This window comes from Ruminococcus sp. NATIVEDY160 (assembly GCF_045819885.1).
Classification (GTDB): Bacteria; Bacillota; Clostridia; order Oscillospirales; family Acutalibacteraceae; genus Ruminococcoides.
The window spans coordinates 1-25,095 of sequence record NZ_CP162391.1 but is presented as its reverse complement, the minus strand read 5'-3'; the positions used below and the strand labels follow the sequence as shown (position 1 = coordinate 25,095).

26 protein-coding genes are annotated in these 25,095 nt (G+C 51.7%); 18 read left to right on the top strand and 8 right to left on the bottom strand.

All coding sequences use genetic code 11. The annotated features are described in order from the left end of the window. Nucleotides 1–13: 13 nt before the first annotated feature. Genes mnmE through rpmH form a run of 6 tightly spaced genes read right to left on the bottom strand, consistent with a single transcriptional unit; the run spans nucleotide 14 to nucleotide 4,017 of the window. The gene (gene mnmE / locus AB1I49_RS00130) at nucleotides 14–1,384 is read right to left on the bottom strand and encodes a tRNA uridine-5-carboxymethylaminomethyl(34) synthesis GTPase MnmE (RefSeq protein ID WP_407721088.1); all 1,371 of its coding nucleotides are present in this window, start codon (nucleotides 1,382–1,384) and stop codon (nucleotides 14–16) included. Between the two features lie 42 nt (nucleotides 1,385–1,426). Next, nucleotides 1,427–2,212: an RNA-binding cell elongation regulator Jag/EloR gene (gene jag / locus AB1I49_RS00125; protein ID WP_407721086.1), complete on the bottom strand. Its 786-nt coding sequence runs from the start codon at nucleotides 2,210–2,212 to the stop codon at nucleotides 1,427–1,429. A gap of 27 nt (nucleotides 2,213–2,239) precedes the next feature. Then, entirely contained in the window at nucleotides 2,240–3,235 is a 996-nt protein-coding gene (locus AB1I49_RS00120) for a YidC/Oxa1 family membrane protein insertase (RefSeq protein WP_316611277.1), read from the bottom strand. Between the two features lie 18 nt (nucleotides 3,236–3,253). Continuing rightward, complete coding sequence (yidD, locus tag AB1I49_RS00115; RefSeq protein WP_407721085.1) at nucleotides 3,254–3,469, bottom strand: membrane protein insertion efficiency factor YidD; 216 nt, start codon at nucleotides 3,467–3,469, stop codon at nucleotides 3,254–3,256. A 5-nt stretch (nucleotides 3,470–3,474) separates the two neighbouring features. After that, the gene (rnpA, locus tag AB1I49_RS00110) at nucleotides 3,475–3,822 is read right to left on the bottom strand and encodes a ribonuclease P protein component (RefSeq protein WP_316609078.1); all 348 of its coding nucleotides are present in this window, start codon (nucleotides 3,820–3,822) and stop codon (nucleotides 3,475–3,477) included. Nucleotides 3,823–3,882: 60 nt separating this feature from the next. Further along, nucleotides 3,883–4,017, bottom strand: a complete 135-nt coding sequence (rpmH, locus tag AB1I49_RS00105) for a 50S ribosomal protein L34 (RefSeq protein ID WP_216524665.1) — start codon at nucleotides 4,015–4,017, stop codon at nucleotides 3,883–3,885. An 876-nt stretch (nucleotides 4,018–4,893) separates the two neighbouring features. Here rpmH and dnaA point away from each other — a divergent pair. The 11 genes from dnaA (at nucleotide 4,894) to AB1I49_RS00050 (ending at nucleotide 16,059) form a co-directional block, all read left to right on the top strand. After that, on the top strand, nucleotides 4,894–6,216 hold the full coding sequence (gene dnaA / locus AB1I49_RS00100) for a chromosomal replication initiator protein DnaA (protein WP_316609076.1): 1,323 nt from the start codon (nucleotides 4,894–4,896) through the stop codon (nucleotides 6,214–6,216). 231 nt (nucleotides 6,217–6,447) lie between these two features. Next, nucleotides 6,448–7,554 (top strand): DNA polymerase III subunit beta, encoded by a 1,107-nt coding sequence (gene dnaN / locus AB1I49_RS00095; RefSeq protein ID WP_407721084.1) that lies wholly within the window; start codon nucleotides 6,448–6,450, stop codon nucleotides 7,552–7,554. Further along, nucleotides 7,544–7,759, top strand: a complete 216-nt coding sequence (locus AB1I49_RS00090; RefSeq protein WP_316609074.1) for an RNA-binding S4 domain-containing protein — start codon at nucleotides 7,544–7,546, stop codon at nucleotides 7,757–7,759. Before dnaN ends, AB1I49_RS00090 begins: the two co-directional genes overlap by 11 nt. Then, entirely contained in the window at nucleotides 7,756–8,868 is a 1,113-nt protein-coding gene (gene recF / locus AB1I49_RS00085) for a DNA replication/repair protein RecF (protein ID WP_407721083.1), read from the top strand. Before AB1I49_RS00090 ends, recF begins: the two co-directional genes overlap by 4 nt. 8 nt (nucleotides 8,869–8,876) lie before the next feature. Further along, complete coding sequence (gene remB / locus AB1I49_RS00080; RefSeq protein WP_316609072.1) at nucleotides 8,877–9,131, top strand: extracellular matrix regulator RemB; 255 nt, start codon at nucleotides 8,877–8,879, stop codon at nucleotides 9,129–9,131. A gap of 166 nt (nucleotides 9,132–9,297) precedes the next feature. After that, a complete protein-coding gene (locus tag AB1I49_RS00075) occupies nucleotides 9,298–10,026 on the top strand; it encodes a hypothetical protein (protein WP_316611274.1) in 729 nt (242 codons plus the stop codon). Nucleotides 10,027–10,028: 2 nt separating this feature from the next. Then, nucleotides 10,029–10,340, top strand: a complete 312-nt coding sequence (locus tag AB1I49_RS00070) for a hypothetical protein (protein ID WP_316609069.1) — start codon at nucleotides 10,029–10,031, stop codon at nucleotides 10,338–10,340. A gap of 2 nt (nucleotides 10,341–10,342) precedes the next feature. Then, entirely contained in the window at nucleotides 10,343–12,313 is a 1,971-nt protein-coding gene (gene gyrB, locus AB1I49_RS00065; RefSeq protein WP_216523266.1) for a DNA topoisomerase (ATP-hydrolyzing) subunit B, read from the top strand. Between the two features lie 21 nt (nucleotides 12,314–12,334). Next, nucleotides 12,335–12,766: an acyl-CoA thioesterase gene (locus AB1I49_RS00060; RefSeq protein ID WP_216523267.1), complete on the top strand. Its 432-nt coding sequence runs from the start codon at nucleotides 12,335–12,337 to the stop codon at nucleotides 12,764–12,766. Between the two features lie 14 nt (nucleotides 12,767–12,780). After that, on the top strand, nucleotides 12,781–15,300 hold the full coding sequence (gene gyrA / locus AB1I49_RS00055; RefSeq protein WP_407721082.1) for a DNA gyrase subunit A: 2,520 nt from the start codon (nucleotides 12,781–12,783) through the stop codon (nucleotides 15,298–15,300). A 51-nt stretch (nucleotides 15,301–15,351) separates the two neighbouring features. Then, nucleotides 15,352–16,059: a hypothetical protein gene (locus tag AB1I49_RS00050; protein WP_316609064.1), complete on the top strand. Its 708-nt coding sequence runs from the start codon at nucleotides 15,352–15,354 to the stop codon at nucleotides 16,057–16,059. A gap of 26 nt (nucleotides 16,060–16,085) precedes the next feature. On the opposite strand, the gene AB1I49_RS00045 is transcribed toward AB1I49_RS00050, so the two are convergent. Then, on the bottom strand, nucleotides 16,086–16,871 hold the full coding sequence (locus AB1I49_RS00045) for a hypothetical protein (protein WP_407721081.1): 786 nt from the start codon (nucleotides 16,869–16,871) through the stop codon (nucleotides 16,086–16,088). 69 nt (nucleotides 16,872–16,940) lie between these two features. Continuing rightward, nucleotides 16,941–17,477 carry a QueT transporter family protein gene (locus AB1I49_RS00040; RefSeq protein ID WP_407721080.1) on the bottom strand — a complete coding sequence of 179 codons (537 nt, stop codon included), beginning with the start codon at nucleotides 17,475–17,477 and terminating at the stop codon, nucleotides 16,941–16,943. Nucleotides 17,478–17,606: 129 nt separating this feature from the next. On the opposite strand from AB1I49_RS00040, the gene AB1I49_RS00035 reads away from it, so the two are divergent. From AB1I49_RS00035 to AB1I49_RS00005, 7 genes are all read left to right on the top strand, one after another. Beyond that, nucleotides 17,607–18,878 (top strand): transglutaminase domain-containing protein, encoded by a 1,272-nt coding sequence (locus AB1I49_RS00035; RefSeq protein WP_316609061.1) that lies wholly within the window; start codon nucleotides 17,607–17,609, stop codon nucleotides 18,876–18,878. 6 nt (nucleotides 18,879–18,884) lie between these two features. Then, nucleotides 18,885–20,132, top strand: a complete 1,248-nt coding sequence (locus tag AB1I49_RS00030; protein WP_407721079.1) for a transglutaminase domain-containing protein — start codon at nucleotides 18,885–18,887, stop codon at nucleotides 20,130–20,132. Nucleotides 20,133–20,159: 27 nt separating this feature from the next. Further along, on the top strand, nucleotides 20,160–20,918 hold the full coding sequence (locus tag AB1I49_RS00025) for a dihydroorotate dehydrogenase electron transfer subunit (protein ID WP_316609059.1): 759 nt from the start codon (nucleotides 20,160–20,162) through the stop codon (nucleotides 20,916–20,918). Beyond that, entirely contained in the window at nucleotides 20,911–21,822 is a 912-nt protein-coding gene (locus AB1I49_RS00020) for a dihydroorotate dehydrogenase (protein WP_407721077.1), read from the top strand. The genes AB1I49_RS00025 and AB1I49_RS00020 overlap by 8 nt, the downstream gene beginning before the upstream one ends. A 78-nt stretch (nucleotides 21,823–21,900) precedes the next feature. Then, nucleotides 21,901–22,740, top strand: coding sequence for an AraC family transcriptional regulator (locus AB1I49_RS00015; protein ID WP_316612063.1), 840 nt, complete (start codon nucleotides 21,901–21,903; stop codon nucleotides 22,738–22,740). 281 nt (nucleotides 22,741–23,021) lie between these two features. Further along, nucleotides 23,022–24,155 (top strand): resuscitation-promoting factor, encoded by a 1,134-nt coding sequence (locus tag AB1I49_RS00010; RefSeq protein ID WP_407721076.1) that lies wholly within the window; start codon nucleotides 23,022–23,024, stop codon nucleotides 24,153–24,155. Between the two features lie 104 nt (nucleotides 24,156–24,259). Then, nucleotides 24,260–24,793: a hypothetical protein gene (locus AB1I49_RS00005; RefSeq protein ID WP_316612066.1), complete on the top strand. Its 534-nt coding sequence runs from the start codon at nucleotides 24,260–24,262 to the stop codon at nucleotides 24,791–24,793. Nucleotides 24,794–25,095 lie beyond the last annotated feature (302 nt).

Genomic DNA, 25,095 nt, shown 5'->3' with positions numbered 1-25,095 from the left:
TCCTTAGTCGCGTCTATTTTCCGACGCAGAAGTTGTGGAATACGCGGTCGATGACCTCGTCGCTTGTTTTCTCGCCCGTCATTTCAAGCAGCTCTGAAATCGCGTCCTCGAGCGAAACGGTGACCGCGTCGAAGGTCATTCCCGTTTCAACCGCCGCCTTTGCTTCTCTCACGGAGTTCAGCGCGTTATAAACATTGCTTCTCTGTCTTTCGTTCGAGAGAATACCCTCGCTCGGGTTGAGGTTCTGAGTACCCGCGATTTTTTCAACCGCGTTTATAATATCCTCTCTGCCCTCGCCTTTCGCTGCGGATACATATACTATATTGCTGATTTTAGATTTTATTTTGTTTATATCTAATTTAGCTTGCAAATCGGTTTTATTGATTATCGCGACGGTCGGAACCTCGCGCGACATTTCAATCAGCTCCAAGTCGTCGCTGTCAAGCTCACGGCTGTTGTCAAAAACCGCGAGCAGCAGTCCGCACTGGCTGAGCTTTTTCCTAGCGCGGTCAACGCCGATTTTTTCAACCGCGTCGTCGGTATCTCTCAGACCCGCGGTATCGCTGAGTCTGAGAATAACGTCGCCGACAAGAACCGTATCCTCGACAACATCTCTCGTCGTGCCGGGAATATCCGTGACTATGCTTTTCTCCGTTCCGGAGAGAAGATTCATCAGCGTGCTTTTGCCGACGTTCGGTCTGCCGGCGATAACGGTGTCTATTCCCTGCTTGACCGCCTGACCCGAGTCGTATGTATCGAGAAGTCTTTTGAGGGTGAACTCCGCCCTTTCGCAGGTGACGAGAATATCCTCATCGCTAACCTCGGCGATGTCCTCCTCGGGGTAGTCCGCCCACGCGGAAAGGTGTGCTGTTAATGAAAGCAGATCGTCCTTGACCTCGGTGATTTTCTTTCTGAGCGCGCCTTCCTTTACGCATATAGCCGAACGCGCGGCGCTTTTGCTCTTAGCGGAAATGATATCGATAACCGCCTCGGCTTCTGTGAGGTCGAGCTTGCCGTTGAGAAACGCGCGCTTTGTGAATTCTCCGGCTTCGGCAGGAACAGCACCGGCTTCAAGAACCGCTCTGAGCACCTGCTTTGTGATATACATTCCGCCGTGGCACGACAGCTCCACAACGTCCTCGCCCGTATAGCTGTGAGGCGCTCTGAAAACAAGCGCGACAGCCTCGTCGAGCTTCTCGCCCTCAAAGACGATGCTTCCGAAGGCGGCGGTGTAGCCCTTCATATCTTTGATCTTTTTATTATTGATATTCTTAAATACCTTATCGGCGATTTCTATGGCGCCGTCGCCCGACACCCTTATCACGCCGATGCCGCCTTCACCCTGGGCGGTGCTTATCGCGGCGATGGTTGAGTTAGTTTTCATATTTTTACCTACAAAAAAGGAGCGGAATGATCCGCTCCTCAATTACTTAATTCTGCCGTAAAGACCTGTTTCGCCGCCTTCATTGAGCGGTACTCTGTCGGGATTAACAGGCGCTGTGCTGGACTTTCTGCCGCCGTTATAAGAACGTCTGCCGCCTCTGCGGTTATTCTGATAGCCGCCTTTGCGGTACTGCTTGACCTTCGGGTCGGGACCGATCACGACGTGACGCGCCGCGTTCTCGCCCTCGCTCCACGAAATCGCGCCGTTGACCTTCTGAACAGCGGTGTGGATAATTCTTCTCTCGTAGGGGTTCATCGGCTCAAGGCTGGTCTTTTTGCCTGTCTTGATTGCCTTAAACGCGAGCTTTCTGCCGAGTATCTCGAGAGTCTTTTCTCTCTTCTCGCGGTAGTTGCCCGTATTGACGGTGACCTTGATGTAAGGATCCTCGCCGTGGTTCGCTACAAGACTTGTCAGATACTGAAGAGCGTCGAGAGTCTCGCCTCTTCTGCCGATCACGAAGCCTACCTCCTCGCCGGAGAGGTTGAACTCAACGGCGTTCTCGTCGGTACTCTTCTCGATTTCAACGCTCTGGAGCGTCATTTTATCAAGCACATCTCTGAGGAACTTCTCGGCTCTCTCGTCGGGGGTGTCCTTGATGAACACTCTGACCTTTGCGGGTCTGCCGCCGAAAAGACCGAACTTTTTCTTTTCCTCTGTCTGAATGATTTCAAACTCATACTCGGCAGTCTCATCCAATCCGAGCTGTGCCTTTGCTTTTTTGAGGGCGTCCTGAACGTCGCTGCCCTCGCATATAGCTTCTTTAATCATTTTCTACCTCTGAAAAATTCCAAAACTTTACTTCTTCTTTTTCTTTTTGGCGTTTACATTACCTGCCGAAGCGCTCTCGCTCGGCGCGTATACATAGGGAACCTTAGCTTCGTTCGCAAAGAGCAGAGCGGCGTGTCTTGCCTCGCTATTTGCGGTGAGCTTCGCGGGACTTAATACCTTCGCGAGCACGATAGACTGTATAAGACTGATGATCGCGGAAATAAACCAGTAGAAACCGAGCGCACTCGGTACCGAATACGTAATGTAAGCCGAGAACAGCGGGAGAAGGTACATTGCAACCTTCATGCAGCCCTGCTGCTGACCCATAGCGCTGCTGTTGACCTTAGTCATAATAAACTGTGAGCCGATGTTCGAAACCAGACAGAGCGCGGGGAAAATCAGGTACACTGACCAGAAACCGTGGTCGGCGGGTACGCTGAGCAAATCGAGTCCGAACATGCCGAAGCCGTCGGAGAAGTGGTCGATAGCCGCGATGTTGTCTGCAGTAAACAGCGAATTGATTGTCGACGACTGTGCGACAAACTGGTCATACTTAAACAGATCGAGCAGCGCGATCTGCTGATAGTTGGGATTTGAATTTGCAACATATCCCGGGATTTTTGACATGTAAGTCACTGCCGAATTAACGGCGTCACCGTTGAGGTGAAGTGTGTTCGTAAGCGGATAAGCAACGGCGTAGAATACGCCGAAGAGAACAAGCATCGGGACAATCGTGGTAAGGCATCCGCCCATGGGCTTAATACCCTCTTTTTCGTAGAGCTTGTTCATTTCCTCCTGGAGAAGCTGGCGGTTGTTGCCGTATTTCTCCTTCAGTTCCTTTTGTTTCTTGGAAAGCCTTGCTGTTCCCGCCATTGACTTTTGCTGTTTTACCGAAAACGGGAGAATCAGCAGCTTGACGATAACGGTAAATACAATAATCGCGAGTCCGAAGTTCTGAAACACATAGAATGCAGCCCACAGCGCATAGCCGAGGATATTACCGAGAAAACCGAAAATTTGCATATAAAACCTCGCTTAATTTCATTTTTCGGGGACAGGGTCGTACCCGCCCTTGGAAAAAGGATTGCAGCGCAGAATACGCCACAAGGTCAGAGCGCCGCCCTTCAGCGCTCCGAAGCGTTCAATAGCCTCAAGTCCGTACTGCGAACAGGTGGGTATATACTTGCAGTGGGCACGGGTGTAAGGAGAAATTGCGAACTTGTAGAATTTAATCAATAAAATCAGTACCTTTTTCATGTCGATCACCGTTCTATAAGTATTCCTGCCTGTTTCAGGTGGTATCTCATAGCCTTCTCAACATCCTGCGTCTTGACATACGGCGTTTTTGCCCTCGCCACAAAGACTATCTCATATCCCTTCTTTATTTCGGGATACAGATGGTCGTAAGACGCTCTGATTACTCTTCTCGCCCTTGAACGCCTGACAGCGTTGCCAACCTTTTTTCCTGTGGTTATTCCGTAGCGCGGCGGCAGCTGCCTGTCCCTTCCCCTGAGTACGTACGTCACAAGCACGGGACTGACATAAGACTTTCCTTTTCTGTACAGTCTGGAAAACGTCTTGTTTTCCTTAATAGTCACATACCTTGGCATTTTCAGCCTCCAACCGTCTCCGCAACAAAAGAAAGACCACATTGAAAAGTGGCCTTTTCTTTAGTAAGACAACCTTTTTCTGCCTTTAGCTCTTCTTCTTGCTAAAACTTTTCTGCCGTTAGATGTGGACATTCTCTTTCTGAAGCCATGCTCCTTCTTTCTGTGGAGCTTCTTAGGCTGGTATGTTCTCAGCATACTTAAAACCCTCCCTTCAAAATATAGCCTTGCAATATAGCATTATACCTTATTTTCCCCCATTCGTCAAGTATTTTAAATCGCGTACTTTAAGTTTTATTTTGCTGATAGTGCACGTTTTCGCGGGAAGTGTTCCATCTGACTCTTCCGTTTCCTTTTCTTTGAGCCGGTACGGATTGTCGCTGATATTTCATTTTTCGCGGGAAGTGTTTCATCTGACTTTGACGTTCCCTTTTCTTTTAGTCGGTGCGGATTGTCGCTGATATTTCATTTTTCGCGGGAAGTGTTTCATCTGACTCTTCCGTTTCCTTTTCTTTGAGCCGGTACGGATTGTCGCTGATATTTCATTTTTCGCGGGAAGTGTTTCATCTGACTTTGACGTTCCCTTTTCTTTGAGCCGGTGCGGATTTAGCTTTTTATTATCCCTCTGACTGACTTCAACATTCTTTTCACACCAACTTTTCCCATTTTCTCTTTACAAAACCACTTTTTCCTCATTTTTCCATACTCACAGTTTAATATTTCCACTTTATCAATCGGAGCGCAAGCGACCCTTAATTTTCAATTTTTCATTTTCAATTTTCAATTATTCCAAAACTCCGCTTCCGTTTCTATTTAAATAGTATAATAATCACTATACAAACCTCTGCTTAAAATGCTTGCAATTTCAGAACAGAAGTTGTATAATAATATAGAATGATTATTAATGTGGGGAAATTTGCGAAATGAGTAGAACAGAGAGATTTTTCCGGCATTTTTACGCCATGACCTCAGTCCGCGCGTAAATCAGAATTCCGCTCGCACAGCCGACAAACACTGTTTTTTCGGCGTACAGGCAGCCGGGATCTCCCCTATAGGAAAGGAAAGACTTAAGCTATGAATTCATTTAACGACGCGTGGGAACTTATCTGCTCCTACTGTCAGAACAAAATCACCGACGTTGCCTACAACACCTGGATCAGCCGCATCAAGCCGCTGAACCTCGACTTTGACAGCAACACGGCGTATCTTATCGTTCCCAACGACTTTCACCGTCAGACAATAAAGCGCTGCTATATTCCGCTCCTTAACGAGGCGTTTGAGGCTATCTTTGACAACAAGTTCGAAATCGACCTCAAAACCCCCGAGGAAGCCAATATTCCCACGCCCGTAAAGCAGGTCATTGAGGAAAAGACCGACTCTAACTACGAGTATACCTTCGATACCTTCATCGTAGGCCCCTCAAACAAGTTCGCTCATGCCGCATGTCTTGCCGTCGCGACAAACCCCTCAAAGGCGTACAATCCGCTCTTTCTGCACGGTAACTCGGGTCTCGGCAAAACCCACCTGCTCTACGCTATCGGCAACGAGATAAAGAAGAACGACCCCGACAAGGTGATCTGCTACATCAAGGGCGACGACTTCACAAACGAGCTTATCGAATCCCTCCGTCTTGCGAAGATGGCGGAGTTCCGCAAGAAGTACCGCCACGCGGACGTACTTCTCGTCGACGATATCCAGTTCATCGGCGGCAAAGAGAGTACCCAGGAGGAGTTCTTCCACACCTTCAACGCTCTTCACGAGGCGCACAAGCAGATAGTACTGACCTCCGACCGTCCGCCCAAGGAGATCCGCACCCTCGACGACCGTCTCCGCTCGCGCTTTGAGCAGGACCTTATCGCGGACATTCAGCCGCCTGATTTCGAGACAAGAATCGCAATCATCAAGCGCAAGGCAGAGCTGCTCGACCTCGATATCTCCAACGAGATCTGCGAGTACATAGCTAACAAGCTCAAGTCAAATATCCGCCAGCTCGAGGGCACCGTCAAGAAACTCAAGGCGAAGTCCTTCCTCAACAACGAGAAGCCCACCCTCAACTCCGTTCAGGAGGTCATCGCGGACGTTCTCAACAACGACGTTCCGCCCGAGGTCACAGTTGAACGCATTATCGACGAGGTAGCGCGCACCTACGGCATGACTCCCGAGGACATCACAAAGCAGAAGAGCAAGAAGGCGAACGTCAGCAACGCGCGCCACATCGCGATTTACATCACCAGAGAGCTTACCAACCTCACCGTAAAGGAGATCGGCAACCTCTTCGGCGGCAGACACTACACCACCGTTCTCTACTCGATCACAAAGGTCGGCGAACAGCTTGAGAAGGACAGAAAGTCCAAGGAACTCGTAGACGACATGATCAAGAACATCAAGGACAGATAAGCCGCATATATTTATAGAATTCCACTCACATTCACATAACAGCGAAGTACTAACCTGCCGTGTTAATGCAAAAGTGGAAAACACCTCACACACGCGCACAATCCACACGCATTTCACAGTGGAAGATTTTTCCGCTTGGGAATCGGGAAAACATGGGTTTTTCTATAAATCCACACCACCTACTACTACTACGAAAAATAATAAAGAAATAGATTGGAGAGGTAAGCACCAATGAAAATTTCGTGTTTGCGTTCGGATCTGCAGACAGCTATCTCGAACGTATCGAGAGCGGTTTCCTCAAAATCGACTATTCCCGCTCTGGAGGGAGTTCTGGTCAAGGCGTACGGAGACAAGCTCAACATTTCCGGATATAATCTTGAGATAGGAATCACAACCGACATAGAGGCGACGATCAAAGAGGAAGGCGAGATCGTAATCAGCGCAAGGCTGTTCTTTGACATCGTCCGCAATCTGCCCGAGGAGATCCTCACGATCGAAACCGACGACAGACTTGTTATATATATCCAGTGCGGAGCAGCTGACTACAAGATCACGGGCATGTCCTCCGTCGAGTACCCCGACCTGCCGGCCTTCGAGCAGACCGACGGCATTAACCTCAGCTCAAAGACCCTGCGCGAGATGATCCGCCAGACCGTTTACGCCGTAAGCGAAAACACCGCGAAGCCCATCTACACCGGCTCGCTCTATGAGATAGAGAATTCCGTCCTCACCATCGTGGCGATCGACGGCTACAGAATGGCTGTCCGCCGCGAGAACGTTACCAGCGACAGCGAGACCTCGTTCATCGTACCCGGCAAGACCCAGCTCGAGATATTGAAGCTGCTCTCGGACGACGAGGAGCCTGTTGATATCATCATCGGACAGCGCCACATCACCTTCAAGGTAAAGAATTACAGGGTGATTTCGCGCCTTATCGAGGGTATCTTTATCGATTACAAGACGACGATCCCCTCAGTCGCAAAGACAGAGGTCGTCATCAACGTAAAAAGACTGACAAATTCCGTCGAGAGAATGTCGCTTATGAATAACGAGAGAATGCAGAGCCCCGTGCGCTGCAAGTTCCTCGGCGACGAGATAAGGTTCTCATGTGCCTCAGCTGTAGGCTCCGCAAGCGATACTATCGGCGTTACAGTTGCCGGCGACAATGTGGAGATCGGCTTCAACAACAGATACATGCTCGACGCGCTCAAGAACGTGGACACCGACGAGGTGAAGCTCGAGCTCAACGGCCCGATTTCGCCTATCGTTATCAAGCCCGTTCAGGGAGATAACTTCGTCAGCATCGTAGTTCCCATGAGGTTGGCAAATGAAGGCTGAAACCGTTAGGATAGACACGGAGTATATCCGTCTGCAGGATCTGCTCAAGCTCTCGGGACTTGCCGCAACCGGCGGAATGGCGAAGATAGTCATTCAGAACGGCGAGGTCAAGGTCAACGGCGAGGTATGCACCATGCGCGGAAAGAAAATGCGCGCGGGCGATACCGCCGAGTATGACGGAGTATCGGTAACGGTCGAATCATGAGGGTAGAGAGCATATCCTTCAAAAACTACCGCAACCTCGCCGAGCTCACCTTGGAGCCGTGTGAGGGAGTAAATATAATCTACGGCAACAACGCCCAGGGCAAGACGAATATTATCGAGGCGCTGTGGCTCTTCTGCGGCGGTCATTCCTTCCGCACCCAGAGCTACAGGGAACTGATCGCCTTCGACAAGAGCTTTGCACACCTGGAGTGCGCATTTTTCGGTCAGGAAAGACGGCAGACCGCGAGCATCACTATCGAGCCGGCGAAGCGGCTTATTAAAATCAACGGCGTCGAGAAAAAGACCTCGGCGGCGCTGATAGAGAAATTCTGCGCGGTCGTGTTCTCGCCCGAGAACCTCAGCCTGATAAAGCGAGGCCCCGCGGAAAGGCGCAACTTCATCGACAGCGCTATCTGCCGCGAAAAGCTGAGAAACGCGCTGACGCTCCAGAGATATAACCGTCTGCTCAAGCAGCGTAACGCGCTTCTCAAGGATATCCCGAAGAACGAGGCTCTGCGCCCGACGCTCGACCTCTGGGACGAGCAGCTCAGCACCCTCGGAGCGGAGATCGTAACGCAGCGGCTGGAATTCACGAGAATGATCTCCGAGAAGGCGGCGGTCTATCACCGCGGAATTTCGCGCGGAAGCGAAGAGCTCAGCCTGCGGTACGTTTCGAGCTTCGGCGCGTCGGAGAACGATTCCCGCGCGGAGCTGAAACAAAAATTTCTCGAAAAATGCAAGGCTAATTATCAAAATGAAATCTTTACGGGCTCGACAGCATCAGGCGCGCACCGTGACGATATAGAAATTCTGATTAACGGCAAGAATTCCCGTTTTTTCGCGTCGCAGGGTCAGCAGCGCAGCGCTGTTCTGTCCCTCAAGCTCGCCGAAGCCTCGGTGCTGCGCGAGAGAATGGGTGAGGATCCCGTTATACTGTTCGACGACGTGCTCTCTGAGCTTGACAACGACCGTCAGGATTACCTTCTCAATGAGCTGAAGGGCTGTCAGGTTTTCATCACCTGCTGTGAAAAGTCCAACAAGGAGCAGCTCAACGAGGGAAAGGTGTTCTATGTTGAGGGCGGCGAAGTCACAGAGCTGAGAGTCGAATAATTATTGACATGTACTTACACTTAGGCAACGACGTTGTAATCAAAACAGAAGATATAATCGCCGTCTGCGACCTCGACGCCTGCACGGTTTCGAAAAAGACAAGGGATTTTCTCTCGCTCGCCCAAAAGCGGGGAGAGGTCGTCAACGTATCCTACGAGCTTCCGAAATCGTTCGTGGTGTGTATGGAGCGCGGCGAGAGGAAGGTATATATTTCTCAGCTCTCGGTAAAGACTCTGGGCAGGAGAGAGCTGAAATCACTATAGGGCACCTCTGAAAATACCCGGCTGCCCATAGACACAAATCTTTCACAGCATATTCTTGCCAAAACTCCTTGTTATACGTCAGTATGACTTCGACGTTTTGACAATAATCTACTATAAAATATCTGCACCTCTATTCTCAGAGGTGCACTATAAACGGAGTAATTCTATGAAGAAAAAGAAATGTCCCTACTGCGGCAGAAGAGTGCCTTATTCCGTCGCTTTCAGCAGAAGAAGAAAAGCCGAATACGTGTGCAAAAACTGCGGCAGAGAGAGCAGGGTTGTGATAAACCGCTCGGTTATCCTCGCCTTCATCATCTGCGCGATAATCTCGATCGCAATTTTCGTGCTTTGGGTATATCTCAAGCTCACATATAATCCTCTGGGAATAGTCGCTATCGCGGTTCCGCTCATTATCTTCACGATAATCTCACCGAGGTTCGTCCGCTTTGAGCCGCTCAGAAAGTACAAAAAGACGATGGAAGCCAAGAAAGCGGGCATCGCCTACTCCGACAATCTCGCCGTATCAGAGATCGACAACGAGTTCAGCGGCATCGACACGGGCAACAAGTTCACAGTTAATACCGACATCTTCAACCAGATAAAGGCGGAGCGCACCACCGCGAGGGAACAGGCGGAGAGAAATGATATCTCGTCCACCTCAGCGCAGGCTGAAAAGCCGATGGTTCACGTTATCGACGACGTGAGCGAGCAGCACTCCGTTGACGAGGCGCCGCTCAAGAAGCTCCACTCCGAGGGCAGCCGCGTGAACCGCCACTACATCACTCCGCCGGCAGACGAGAGCGCCGAGGTTCCCGAGGTCTTTGAGGAAGCCGAGGACGACGTCAAGGAATACAGGCCAGACGGAAATAAGTATTCCGCAAACAGAAGGTTTTGATCATGTTCAGGCTTCCGACCTGTCCGCACTGCAGGACTGTCTACCGCTACGGTGAGGTAAGACGCGCGGTTTTCAGAAAGCAGGAGGACTGCTACCACTGCAAAAAGAGCTTTCTGGTGTCGCGGAAGGGAATATGGCTTTTGCTACTGATTCTCCTCGCGGTATGCACAATTGCGGACATAATTTTATTTAACGTATTTCCCCATACCACGGTCATCACCGTGTATATTGTCAACAGCGTATTAGCTGTCACGGCGTTTTTACTGCTGCCGTTTTTTATCAGATTCAGAACGAACAAAACGAACAAGAGGTAACTATGGATAACGCAGAACACATCGAAAGAAACGAAGAGAATATCGAAATCACCAAGGTCGAGCAGGAATACGGCGCCGACGAGATACAGGTGCTCGAGGGTCTTGAGGCGGTCAGAAAACGCCCCGGTATGTACATCGGTTCAACGGGACCGCGCGGACTTCACCACCTTGTTTACGAGATCGTCGACAACTCGATCGACGAGGCTCTGGCGGGCTACTGCTCAAAGATAGACGTCGTTATCGAGCCGGGCGACATTATCCGCGTCACCGACAACGGACGCGGTATCCCCGTAGGAGTTAACAGCAAGACGGGTCTGCCTGCCGTTACAGTCGTTTTCACCGTGCTCCACGCGGGCGGCAAGTTCGGCGGCGGCGGTTACAAGGTATCGGGCGGTCTGCACGGCGTAGGCGCATCGGTTGTTAACGCGCTTTCCGAGTGGCTCGAGGTCAAGGTTTGCGACGGCGAGGACGTGTATTTCCAGCGTTACGAGCGCGGCAAGATCATGAACGACCTCGAAAAAATCGGCAAGTCCGATATCAAGGGTACAGAGGTTCGTTTCAAGGCTGACCCCGAGATCTTCAAGGAAACAACGGTTTATGAGTACGAGGTGCTCGAGCGCCGTCTGCGCGAGCAGGCGTTCCTCAATGCCGGCGTACACATCGAGCTCAGAGATGAGCGCGACGCCGACAATATCATCAAGAAAAACTTCGTCTATGAGGGCGGTATCAAGAGTTTTGTGACCTTCATTCACAAGAAGCGTTCGCTCGAGGTCATCCACCCCGACGTAATATATTTCTCCTCAAAGAACGAGGAGGATACAGTGGCGGTCGAGATCGCCATGCAGTACAACGAAAGCTACAACGAGAATCTGCTGACCTTCGCAAATAACATTCACACCACCGACGGCGGTACTCACGAGGAGGGCTTCAAGAGAGCCCTGACCTACGTGATGAATGACTACGCGCGCAAGTTCGGCAAACTCAAGGATAACGACAAGAACCTCAGCGGCGAGGACGTGCGCGAGGGTCTGACCGCGATCATCTCGGTAAAGCTCAAGGAAGCGCAGTTTGAGGGTCAGACAAAGGCTAAGCTCGGCAACACCGAGGTGCGCACTATGGTGGATAAGCTCGTCCGCGACAAGCTGATGGTTTATCTCGAGGAGAATCCCGCCGTTTCGAAGGCGATTTTTGAGAAGGCTCTCGCCTCGGCAAGAGCGCGTGAGGCGGCGAGAAAGGCGAGAGAGAGCGTCCGCAGAAAGTCAGCTCTCGAGTCCGCACAGCTTCCCGGCAAGCTCGCAGACTGCCAGTCGCGCGACAGCAGCGAAACCGAGATATTCATCGTCGAGGGTGACTCCGCGGGCGGCTCCGCAAAGGGCGGCCGCGACAGAAGAATTCAGGCTATCCTGCCTCTCTGGGGCAAGATGCTCAACGTCGAGAAGGCGCGTATCGACAGGGTTTACGGCAACGACAAGCTCATGCCCGTAATCACCGCGCTCGGCACGGGTATCGGCGACGAATTCGACCTCAGCAAACTCAGATACGACAAGGTAATCATCATGGCAGATGCCGACGTCGACGGCTCGCATATCCGCACGCTGCTTCTGACATTCTTCTTCCGCTATATGAAGCCCCTTATCGAGGCGGGTCACGTTTATATCGCGCAGCCGCCGCTCTACAGGATCACAAAGGGCAAAGAACATAAATACGCATATTCCGACCTCGAGCGCGACCAGATCCTTGCGACTATCGAGGGAAAAACAGAGATTCAGCGCTACAAGGGTCTCGGTGAGATGGACAGCGAGCAGCTCTGGGAAACCACGATGAATCCCGACTCGCGCCTGATGCTCAGGGTCGAGCTGACGGACGCCGAGGCTGCCGACGAAACCTTCACCATTCTCATGGGCGACAAGGTTGAGCCGCGCCGCGAGTTCATCGAGCAGAACGCCAAGTACGTGCAGAATCTGGACGTTTAATATAAGACAGGGAGGGAAACCATGCATTCCAGAACATATGTTACCGTCAGATACGCCGAGACGGACAGAATGGGTATCGCGCACCACGCGAATTTTCCGATCTGGTTTGAGATCGGCAGAACGGATTTTATACGTCTTTTTGACACGACCTACACCGAGATGGAGGAGTCGGGCATAATGACTCCCGTGTGCAATCTTTCGGCGCACTACATTCTGCCGGCGCAGTATGAGGACAGGCTGGTTATCCGCACCTGGTGCACCCACCTTTCGGCGGCGAGGATCGAGTTCTCATACACCGTCAAGCGGATCAACGCCGACGATACCCAGACCGAGCTCGCCTACGGCAGCACTGAGCACGGCTTTGTGGACGCGAAAACCTTCCGTCCGTGCAACGCGAAAAAGCGCATGCCCGAGCTGTATGAAAAAATGAATCAGAATATCAAGGTTTTATGATTTGAGGTTAAATCATGAGTAACGAACAGCAGATGAATGAAAACAGAATTATAGACGTTGACCTGCAAAACGAGATGCGGCAGAGCTTTCTGGACTACTCCATGAGCGTCATTGTCGCGCGCGCTCTTCCCGATGTGCGCGACGGTCTCAAGCCGGTTCACCGCCGTATTCTTTACACCATGTTTGAGCGCGGTCTCGACCCCTCAAAGCCCTACCATAAGTGCGCTGACACCGTCGGTTCGGTGCTCGGTGCGTACCACCCTCACGGCGACGCATCTGTTTACGACGCTATGGTAAGGCTCGCGCAGGACTTCTCGATGCGCTACATGCTCGTTGACGGCCACGGAAACTTCGGCTCCGTCGACGGCGACCCGCCTGCTGCATACCGTTACACAGAGGCGCGAATGAGCAAAATCTCGATGGAGATGCTCACCGATATTGAGAAGGACACGGTTGACTTCGTGCCCAACTACGACGACAGACTAAAGGAGCCTGTCGTGCTGCCCAGCCGTTTCCCGAACCTTCTCGTTAATGGCTCGAGCGGTATCGCCGTAGGTATGGCTACCGAAATTCCGCCGCACAACCTCGGTGAGACTATCGACGCCGCCTGCGCCTACATAGAAAATCCCGACATCGAGCTCGCCGAGCTGATGGAATGTCTGCCGGGACCCGACTTCCCGACGGGCGGCATCATCATGGGCAGGAGCGGTATCCGCGCCGCATACGCGACCGGCAAGGGAAAAATCACCGTCCGCGCCCGCACGGAAATCGTCGAGGCGAAGAACGGCAGATTCAAGATTATCGTAACAGAGCTGCCCTACAAGGTAAACAAGGCGCGCCTGATCGAGAACATCGCAAATCTCGTCAAGGACAAGCGCATTGAGGGCATTTCGAATATTGAGGACCACTCCGACCGTATCGGTATGCACATCGAGATCGACGTCAAGCGCGACGCTTCTCCGCAGATCGTCCTCAACCAGCTTTTCTCATACACCCAGCTGCAGGTCACCTTCGGCGCTATCATGCTCGCGATCGTCGACGGTCAGCCGAAGATCCTCACGCTCAAGGATATGCTCAAGTGCTACATCGAGTTCCAGGAGGACGTTATCCGCCGCAGAACGGAGTTCGACCTCAAGAAGGCTCAGGACAGAATGCACATTCTCGAGGGCTTGAAGATCGCGATCGACTTTATCGACGAGGTTATCCGCATTATCCGCGCGAGCAAGGACCAGCCGTCCGCGCGTGCCGCGTTGATGGAGCGCTTCGGTCTTGACGAGATACAGGCTCAGGCTATCGTCCAGATGCGTCTCGGACAGCTGACCAATATGGAACGCCATAAGATCGAGGAGGAAATCGAGGGCTTGAAGGCAAATATAGCCGACTTCCTCGAGATTCTCGCCAGCGAGACCCGCAAGCTCGAAATCGTAAAGGAAGAGCTTATCGCTATCCGCAACAAGTACGCCGACCCGCGCCGCACTGAGATATGCGCGATAAGCGGCGAGGTCGATATAGAGGATCTGATTCCTCAGGAGGAATGCGTCCTCACGCTCACACAGTTCGGCTACGTCAAGCGCCTTGCCGTTGACACCTACAAGATACAGCGCAGAGGCGGCAGAGGTGTTTCGGGTATGTCGCGCCGCGAAGAGGACGTCGCCACAGAAATGTTCATCATCAATTCCCACGACTACGTGCTGTTCTTCACCGATAAGGGCAGGGTTTACCGCCTCAAGTGCTACGAGGTTCCCGAGGGCAGCCGCCAGTCGAAGGGTATCAATATAGCAAATCTCCTCCCGATTTCTCCCGAGGAGAAGGTCACCTCGATGATCCGCGTCCACGAGTTTGACGAGGAGAAGTACCTCGTAATGGTAACTCGCAGAGGTATAATCAAGCGTATCGCGCTCAACGCCTACAACACCGCGCGCAAGGGCGGTCTGATCGCGCTCGAGCTTAACGAGGGCGACGAGCTCGCGTGGGTAAGAATGACCGACGGCAACGCTAACGTCATTGTCGCTACACGCATGGGCGCCGCTATCCGCTTTAATGAAAACGACGTCCGCCAGATGGGCAGACAGGCGAGAGGAGTCAAGGCGCTGACCCTTAAGGAAGGCGACGAGGTCATTGGAATGAGCGTCGTCAGAGAGGGCGGACTTGTGCTGACCGTCAGCGAGACGGGCTACGGCAGACTCTCCAATCCCGAGGACTACCGAATCCAGAGCCGCGGCGGTAAGGGTCTTATCAACTACCATGTCGAGCGCTACGGAATGGTTGCCGCGATCAAGGTTGTCGACCTCGACGACGATATCATAATCATCTCGCAGGACGGCATCATCATCAGAATCGCTGCCGATTCTATCCGCGTCTGCTCACGTCCCTCAAAGGGCGTTACCGTCATGAAGATGGGTGAGGGCGACAAGGTCGTCACCGTCGCGCGCGCTCCGCATGAGGAAGGAGAAACCGACGAGGTTGCCGACGACTCTTCGGCTGATGAATCCGCAGAGGATACCGCCGAACCCGCTGAGGAAACAAACGAATAAAAATCGCAGGGCTGTAAAAATCTACAGCCCTGTAAAAATATAAGGAGTTATATGAAGAGAATAATTGCAATCCTGCTTGCCGCTGTGCTTGCGCTCAGCCTTGCCGCCTGCGGAGGTTCGGGCATCGACATCAGCCAGCCCGAGCACCTCGCGACCTTCGACGAGCCGTCTTACCTCACGGAGGATAACGGCGCGGTTGAGGAGAGCTTCAACGTCAACGGCAGGCGGTTCAACCTGACGCTCTATGAGTTCACCTCAAAATACAACGCCGAGAAGCAGCTCCGCGGCGATAAAGACCTGCTAAAGATGGATAACTGGAAAAAAAACGGTCAGGTCACGAAGGACAACAAAGGCGTCAAGATACAGTACTATTACTACGACGACGAGAATATCAACTTTACCGCTACGATAGAGGATGACAGCGAAAAGCTCGTCAATATCGGCTGCGGCACAACCGTCAAACGCTTTACGGACAAGGAAAACGGAAAGAACAACAGCGACGGTATCCTGCTCAAGGCGGCTCTCGCGGCGCAGGTTGTCTGCGGCTACGACAGCAGCTATCTGAATACCCTGCAGGATATTTTCTACAAGACGACGACGGGGTCAGATACCTCGCTCTACTATGACGGCTTTGTCTTTGCGCTCAGCACAAAGATGGACAACAGCGACCCTCAGAAGGGCTTGATGCTTTTCAGAGTATTTCCCGTCACTGAGGAGCACAGGGAAGAGTGGAAGCTCAAGGATTATAAGGATATATAAAAAAGGTGCCGAAAGGCACCTTTTTGTTATACCAGCTCACTTGTTTCGGCTTTTTCGTACTTGTAGCCGTTGTAGGTGAGTGTGTCGCCGTCGATGGAATATTCGACGCTTGCCTTTGTTTCGTCCGGCATAAAGCACTTGGTGTTGATCTTGCCGTCCTCGGCGGAGTAGTTGTAGAAGGTGAAGCTCAGACCCTTCTGGGTTTCATACATGATACCCTGATCGTCAAAGTAGAGGAATCCGCCGCTGTCGTCCTTCCACGCGCCGACTATGTTGTTGTCGATCTTCGCGTCGGCTTCGGGAAGCGGAATGCAGGAGAAGGACATGTATTTCTCGAGCGTCGTTTTCTTTTTTGTCTTGGAGTCGGTCAGGGTGACGCTATTTTTGTCGTCGGAAAACTCGTAGGTATACTTGCCGTTGATTCCGAACATCATCTGAGTCGCAATCTGGTTTATGTCGGGATTGAGCTCGTAGTTGCTGATATATCCCATGCTGCCCATCATCAGGTAGGCGGAGCTGTCGCCGTCAAAAACATAGGTGAAGCTATTGTAGGTATCGCCTTCCTCGCGCTCGGTGATGTGCCACGCTCCGGCGAAGTCGTTGCCGTCGTAGTTAATAGCGTGCAGCTCGCTGAGATTGACGTCGCGCTTCGGAGTCGTTTCGTTTTCCTTTTCCTTCTCGTCAACAGTACCCTCGGTCACGGCGGTGGTGACTTCGGATTCCGAGGAGCTGCTGTTGTCTGAGCAAGCCGCGAGCGAAAATACCGCAAGCGCCGCCAGTGAAAGGGTGAGTATTCTCGTAAATCTTTTCATATTGATTACCTCGTTGTTTTGATGTATAAATTGTAAACCTTATTGCCTGAATTGTCAACCAAAAGAGTGTCAGCGTCTGATAAAGAGCTTTTTTGACAGTTCCGACTTTTCGAGAAAAATACTTAGCGGAAGTCCGAGCACAAAGAGCACGCCCAGTTCGCCGAGAGCCACAAAGCCGCCAGCGAAAATGAACGCGTTCAGAGAGAAGCCTCCGTCCGTGAAGAAAAACGCGATTTCGAAGCCGACGATAAGTCCGTTGAAGAGCGCGGGCATGAGAAGTGATAGAATCGGGAGCCTGAAAAATCTGACGTTTCTGAGAAGATATATCGTCAGTGCGGCGAGCAGGCTTGCGATAGAGCCGAATATCATGTCGAGAGGGCCGAGCACAGCGACAGATGAGATATTTGCGAGCACGCAGCCGATAGTCAGTGCGGGAATGGCGGCGTTTGTGTAGAGGGCGAGGATCGTGAGAGCCTCGCTGACGCGGAACTGTATCGCCGCCGAGGTCGACTCGGGAAAGATCACGCTCTGGAATATTGTCAGAACGGCGTAAAGCGCGGCGATAACAGCCGTCTGGGTGAGGTAATAGACGGATTTGTTTTTCAAAATCATTCCTCCGTAATCTGTTGATATTACTCAATAATATATCACAAAAAATTGTAAATTTCAATTGACTAAATGGCAAAAATAGGATAAAATTATAATGTATATCTATGTGATTAAAGGTGATTGTGTGTGAATCCCAGAGTTAGAAAAATCATTATGTGCGTCTGTGCGGCGGTATTTATCATCGCTATGGTGTTATTGTTTCTGAATATGTCCGGAGTGCCGCTGTCAAATGTGCATTATATTTTCAGACCCGAGCCTCAGCTTCCCGAGCGTGATTTCGGAGAGCAGAAGCTGACCGCTGACAGAGAAGCGATCGTGATGACCTGCGGCTACGATACTCTAGACGACAGTCTGAAGGATACATATGACACGGTTGACGAGTTTGTCAACAAAAGCGAGCCCGAGAGGTTTACGGCAGACTGCAGTCACGATGAGTTCAGGAGTGTTATGAGCGCGTACAGAAACGACCACCCCGAGGTTTTCTGGCTTGGAGCCGACGGCACCGAATATCACTACTGGGACTACGGCGACAGCATTGACGTTGAGTATTATTTTGCCTTTGAGGGAGACGAGCTCGACGAAATGAAGGAGGAGCTCAGTGACCGTGTGGAAAAAATCATGGCTGAGGCACCGGAAGAAGCGTCGGATTACGAGCTCGAGCTGTATTTCAACGATTACCTGACGAAAAATATCGAATACGACACCGAGAAATCGGGACCTATGATAAGAAATTCCTACGGTGCACTGCTTTTCGGAAGAGTTGTATGCGCGGGCTATTCGGAGGCGTTCCAGCTTCTCTGCAACCGCGCGGGTATTGAGTGCGCAGAAATCTACGGCTACATAACGCATACCGACGGCGAGGGCAACCAGACCGAGGAGAATACGCTCCACCAGTGGAACTGCGTAAAAATCGAGGGAGACTGGTACTACGTCGACGTTACATGGAACGATATCAGTCAGATGGGCGGAATAATGGCTCACGCTTATTTCAACGTAACCTATGATGATTTAATGCCCACCCGAACCTTCAATCCCTTATATGAGGACGACCCCGATCGGGAGGATTCGTTATTTAATTCGATTATTCCCGAGTGCGACGCTACCGAGTATAATTACTACAAAAAATCCTGCACGGAGATCACCGACCCGAACGACGATGATGAGATCATCGCCGCGATCATCGAGGCGGCAAAGGAAAAAAGAACGAGCATTGATTTCCGCATCAGCGACGGGCTTGATTTCCGCAGTGCCAGGGATGAGATTGCGGATAAATACGTCGTTCGATGGACAGACGCGGCGAACTTCTACAACAAGGACGACCCGTCGATAGAACGCCCGAAAAAATTATATTCTTATGATAAGACCCACTGTATTGTTATTGACCTGGATTATAAATAGAACCGTATGAAAAAATTCCTGACTGCCGCGTTGGCGGCAAGCCTTACAATTACACTGACCGCCTGCAATCCCGTCAGCCTGCTCAATCAGCTTCTTGTTGACGAGAACGCGAACGACCCGAAGATCGAGAGCGCGGCTGAGCAGCGGCGCGAGGAGCTTGAGGGCTACGGCTATAAGGCTCTGAAAACCGACGAGGAACGCCGTGCTTACTCGATTCTCGACGTCAGCCTGACCGAGGGCGGCAACCCGCATTTTGTCATCAACAACGACGGCACGCTCGACAATATGGGGAACATTCTCGAGATGTACAAGTCCGATCACCCCGAGGTTTTCTGGATCGACGACAGCTACGGCTATGAGTATGTGTCCTACGCCACCTACACCGAGATCGACGTTCTGATTTCCATGCAGGATTCCGAGCTGTCAAAGGCTAAGGAGGAGTTCAACGAAGCCGTTGACAGAATCCTCAACGATATGCCCGACGGACTGAGCGACTATGAGAAGGAGCTGTATATTAACGACACACTTCTCGACCGCTGCGAGTACGACGACGAGGCGGCAAAGAAGGACAAGGTCATCGGCAACGAACAGAACGCCTACGGCGCGCTTGTCGACGGAAAAGCTGTCTGCGAGGGCTACACCCGAGCCTTTCAGCTGCTCTGTCAGAAGGCAGGCATCGACTGCGTTCCCATCAACGGCACCTGCGAGAGCGATTCCCCGATGGGCGGCAACCACATCTGGAACGCCGTCTGCCTTGAGGGAGAGTGGTACTATGTTGATTCGACGTGGAACGACTTCCAGCCCGAGGACTCTGAATATATGCTCACCGATATCGAGCGCCACCTTTACTTCAACGTGACGACCGAGCGCATAAAGCAGGATCACACAATAAGTCCCGTTTACGGCGAGAAAAGCGACATGGACTACTGCAACGCCTATGTGCCCGAATGCACCGCCGAGAAGTACAATTACTTCAACTACAGCGTGCCGCTGCTGAGCGACCTCGACGACTGCTACGAGTTCGAGGAGGCTCTCTCAATCGCGGTCGAGCAGGGAAGAGATACCTTTGAGTTCCGCATCGACGATTCGCTCGACTACGACGGCACCGTCGAAAAAATCATCGACAGCTACGCGCTCGACTGGTTCGACTACAGCAACAGCGTCAACGACGAAAGTCACCAGCTCGGCGACGGCTGTATGGTCTATTCCTACAAGGAGCTGAACGTCGCGGCGTTCAGTCTTGAATATGAGTAAATCAATCCAAACGAAAGGTCTGGTTCAATGAAATATGATATCCGTCAGCTAAGGCTGATATCAAACGAGAAAATCGCCGGGGGCATCTACGATATGCGTCTCGAGTACGGCGACGGAGAGATTCCCGTTGCCTGCGGACAGTTCGCTCACGTCTATGTGCCGAACAAGAGCCTTCGCCGTCCGATTTCCGTTTGCGACGCGCGCGACGGAGTGCTCCGCCTTGTCTATCAGGTCAAGGGCGAGGGTACGAAAATCATGTCGCAGATGAAGGCAGGCGGTACGGTCGACGTGCTCGCTCCTCTCGGCAACGGCTTTGATATCGAAAAGGGAAAGAGATACGCGCTTATCGGCGGCGGCATCGGCGTTCCGCCCATGCTCTACACCGCAGCTCAGTGCGAAAATCCCCTCGTTATCACAGGCTTCCGCAACGAGTCGCTCGTGATTTTGCAGGACGATTTCGTCAAGGCGGGCGCGGAGCTTATGCTCTGCACCGACGACGGCACCGCCGGCAGAAAGGGCTTTGTTACCGACCTGCTCAGAGAGAATATCTCTCAGGTCGACGAGGTATGTGCCTGCGGCCCCACACCGATGCTAAAGGCTATTGCCGACGTCTGCCGCGAATTCTCAAAGCCGTGTCAGATCTCCCTCGAGGAGAGAATGGCGTGCGGTATCGGCGCGTGTCTTGTCTGCGCGGTGAAGGTACGCAAAAACGGAGAGGAGATCATGCAGCACGTCTGCAAGAACGGCCCCGTATTCAACGCTGAGGAGGTAGTGTTCAATGGCTGATTTATCCGTAAAAGTAGCCGGCGTCAGCTTTAATAATCCGCTTATCGCCGCCTCGGGAACCTTCGGCTTCGGCAGAGAGTACGGCGAGTTCTATCCGCTGAGCAGGCTTGGCGGAATTTCCTGCAAGGGCATAACCCTCAAGCGCCGCGACGGCAACCCGCCGCCGAGAATCGCCGAGACGCCCTCGGGCATTCTGAACGCGGTCGGACTCCAGAACCCCGGCGTGGACGTATTCATCAAGGAGGATCTGCCGTGGCTCAGGGAGCAGGGTACGGTCGTCATTGCGAACATCGCCGGCAACACCGTCGAGGAGTACTGCATGATGGCGGAGAAGCTCAGCGAGACCGACACCGACATGATCGAGCTCAACATCTCATGCCCCAACGTCAAGAGCGGCGGCGTGCAGTTCGGAACGAGCTGCGAGTCGGTCGGCAACATCACAAAAGAGGTTCGCGCGCACTGCAAAAAGCCTCTTATCGTAAAGCTAAGCCCGAACGTAACGGACATAGCCTCGATTGCGCAGGCTGCCGAGGCTGAGGGCGCGGACGCGGTTTCGATGATCAACACCCTCACGGGCATGAAAATCGACATCAACACCCGCCGTCCGATCATCCACAACAACACGGGAGGTCTCAGCGGCGCGGCGGTATTCCCCGTCGCGGTGAGAATGGTGTGGCAGGTCAGCAACGCCATCAAGATCCCGATTATCGGCATGGGCGGCATCACCACGTGGGAGGACGCGGTTGAGATGCTGATTGCGGGCGCGACCGCGCTCCAGATCGGCACGGTGCTATTCTCTGACCCATACGCGCCGATAAAGATCGCCGAGGGCGTCAACAAGTTCCTCGACGACAACAATATTTCAAGCGTAACGGAGCTGACAGGTACAGTCAGACCGTGGTAACTTTTATAATATCATTCTAATCCGCCGCTTGTCAGCGTAGGCGGCGGTACACAACAAGTGCAAGGAGAAAACGGCAAAATGAATTATCAGTATGATGTTGTGAATTATGATAAAAATATTCCCGCAACAATCATGTACTTAAATCTATCATCAGATACCCGCAAAACCGAGCTTCAGTGGCACCGCGAGCCCGAGATTGTGTATGTAATTGAAGGCAGAAGCGAGTGCAGCCGCAACGGCGAATTCAAAATCGTCGAGGAGGGCGATTTCATTCTGTTCAACAGCGAGGACGTTCATCTCGTCAGACCCGTTTCGGGCACGAGCTGCAGACTGCTCTGCGTGAACTTCTCGTTTGAGTATATACGTATGTTCTGCAAGTCTATCGACAGCGTGTTCTTTGACATCGGCGAGAACCACGAAGTGCACCGCCGCATTGCCGCGCTGCTCAGAAAGATGTCCGAGGTCGACACAAACGGCGACTATTCCTCGCTTTTGCAGATTTCATATATAAATAAGATATACTACCTGCTTCTGAACAACTGTATGTGCTTCCGCCGTTCGGCGGATTCGGTGGCGCTGCCAAAGCGTGATTTCTCCTACGCAAAGACAGCGATCGCATATATCAATGAAAACTTCCGCCGCGAGATCCCGCTTGTCGAGATTTCGGCAGTCGTCAACCTCTCGCCGTCGTACTTCTCGAAGTATTTCAAGAACGTCACACAGGTCAGTTTTTCGGAATATCTCGCTAATCTCAGACTCGAAAATGCGATCAACGACATGCTCACGGGCAACTCCACCGTGTCGACAGCGGCTATGGAAAACGGCTTTGCAAACGTGAAATCGTTCATCACACAGTGCAAGAAGATATATAACTGCACTCCCGCCCAGTACAAAAAGCGGATAGCTATCAGAACATAATAAAAAAACGCTTTGACCCCTCCGAATCGGAGGGGTTTTGCTTATTTTTGAGATTCTTGCAAATTGACTAACTTTTTGCAGGAAAGACACGCCCTATATACCGTGAAAATAATTCTAATTTGAAATAATAGGCAAATTCATTGTAAGAGTTGCACAAAATCAGAACACTTGTTTAGTTTGACATTACCAAAAGACCGCGTTATAATGCGTCACGTTACAGGCGAACAGCCTGCAAAACGATTGCAAATCAATTTCAATTGATGTCAAAGGAGTGTTTTGAAATGGCTCTTAACAATTCCAAACCCAATAAATTTATGGCGGCTTGCGCTGTCGGTATGGCGGCGGTCGTAGGCTTCGGCTCGATCTTCGCTGTCGCTGCAGCGGCAACCACACCCGACGAAAACGTAAACACAGCGGCTGCTGAAACAACCGAAAAGACCGTTTATGATTATCTCAACGGCGACGGCGATTTCCACGTTCTCTCCGCTTACGAGGTCACCGTAGTAAACGGCGACGATACTGTCAAGCTGCTCTCAAACGGCGGCAAGGTTTCCGATATTCTCGAGCAGGCGGGCGTTGAGCTCGGCGAGAATCAGATTTCCTATCCCGCAGCGGACAGCGAGATCAGCGGCGACTGCGAGGTTCGCATTCTCGACGCGAAGCCCGTGTCTATCACAGCCGACGGCGAGACAAAGGAAGTTCTTCTTCCCGACGGCACGGTTGAGGAAGCTCTCAAGCTCGGCAGCGTAAAGCTCGGCAAGGACGATATCCTCGACGTAAAGCGCACAACTCCCGTCAGCAAGGTTGATTCAATCACGATCAAGCGCGTTACATATAAGGACGAAACCGTTTCCGAGTCGATTCCCTTCGACAAGGTAAAGGAAAATTCCGACAAGCTCGACCTCGGCGAGAGCAAGATCAAGACCGAGGGCGTTGACGGCGAGAAGGCTGTCGTAAAGCGCGTCAAGTACATCGACGGCGAGCGCGACAGCAGCGAAACAATCGCCGAGAAGTTTGTCAGGAAGCCCGTTGACGAGGTCACTCTCGTCGGCACAAAGGGCGCGGCTTCCGCTGACGGCGCAGGCACATTCACCGACGAAAACGGCGTCGAGGTTTCTTATAAATATAAGCTGACAGGCTCGGGCACAGCGTACACAGCTCCCGCGGGTGCGTCAACCGCGACAGGTACTCCCGTTTACGAGGGCGGCGTCGCTATCAACCCCAACCTCATTCCTTACGGCTCAAAGCTCTACATCGAGTCCACCGACGGCAGCCATGTTTACGGCTACGCCAAGGCTATCGATACAGGCGGCGCGCTTATGGACGGTTCAGCTATTGTCGACGTGTTCTACTTCTCGCTTGACTCCTGCTACAGCTGGGGCAGACGCGACGTAAACGTATACGTCATCGAATAAATTCGGGTGTTTTAAGAAAATGATTGATTTCTCAAGAGTTTTCATGTATAATAGGTGATGTATTGCAAACATCACCTATTTTCTTTTGTAAAGGATTGATATTAATGAAAAAGATTATCGCGGCGCTCGCGGCGGCACTTATGATTTCAGTATTTACCACAGGCTGCTTCGGAATGGGTCAGAAGACTGCGGTCGCAACAGGCGACGAGGCGCTCAGTCAGGAAGCTGCCGATTACGAGAATAACTTCGAGGGTCTTTGCAACTACCTCGCGTCCTTCGGCTACATCAACCCCGTCAGTGATAACGAGGACGTCACCTACGTTTCGATGGACTACGAGCTTGTCGGCGCGGACAAGGGCAGAAAGTTCACCGAGCAGACCAAGAAGAAGGCAACTATCGAAATCTACGAGTTCAATACCGACAAGAAAAACGCCACAGCGGACGAGGTAATCAAGAGCGTCAAAAATGACGGCGTGTTCAAAATCTACGACCTGCCCGAGGTAAAGGCTCTTCTCTCGGACAACGGCAAGTATATGATGATTTATACTGATAAGTCAATCAACGAGGAGAACACCGAGAGCGACGAGTACAAGCTCCGCGACGAGATCGTCACCAAGTTCAAGGAATTCCATAAGTAATACAAATTAAGGGTCGGTTGATGAAAACCGGCCCTTTTATTTTGCAATATACTTTTTTATACTAATAGTTTAAACAAATAAAGTGTAAAAGTAGAGCACAACATCTTGTGTTTCCAAAGGCGAAAAATGTCAAGATACCGCTAACAGGAAAGAAAATCAAAATATTTTGAAAAAATTTCGAAAAAACCCTTGACTTTTTCGTATTAAGGGCGTATAATAGCAATGTTCGGTTGAGAGAAACGCCTCACGACGATGTGAAATATCACTAAAGTGAGATACGGTTTCTTGTTGAAATCGAACAA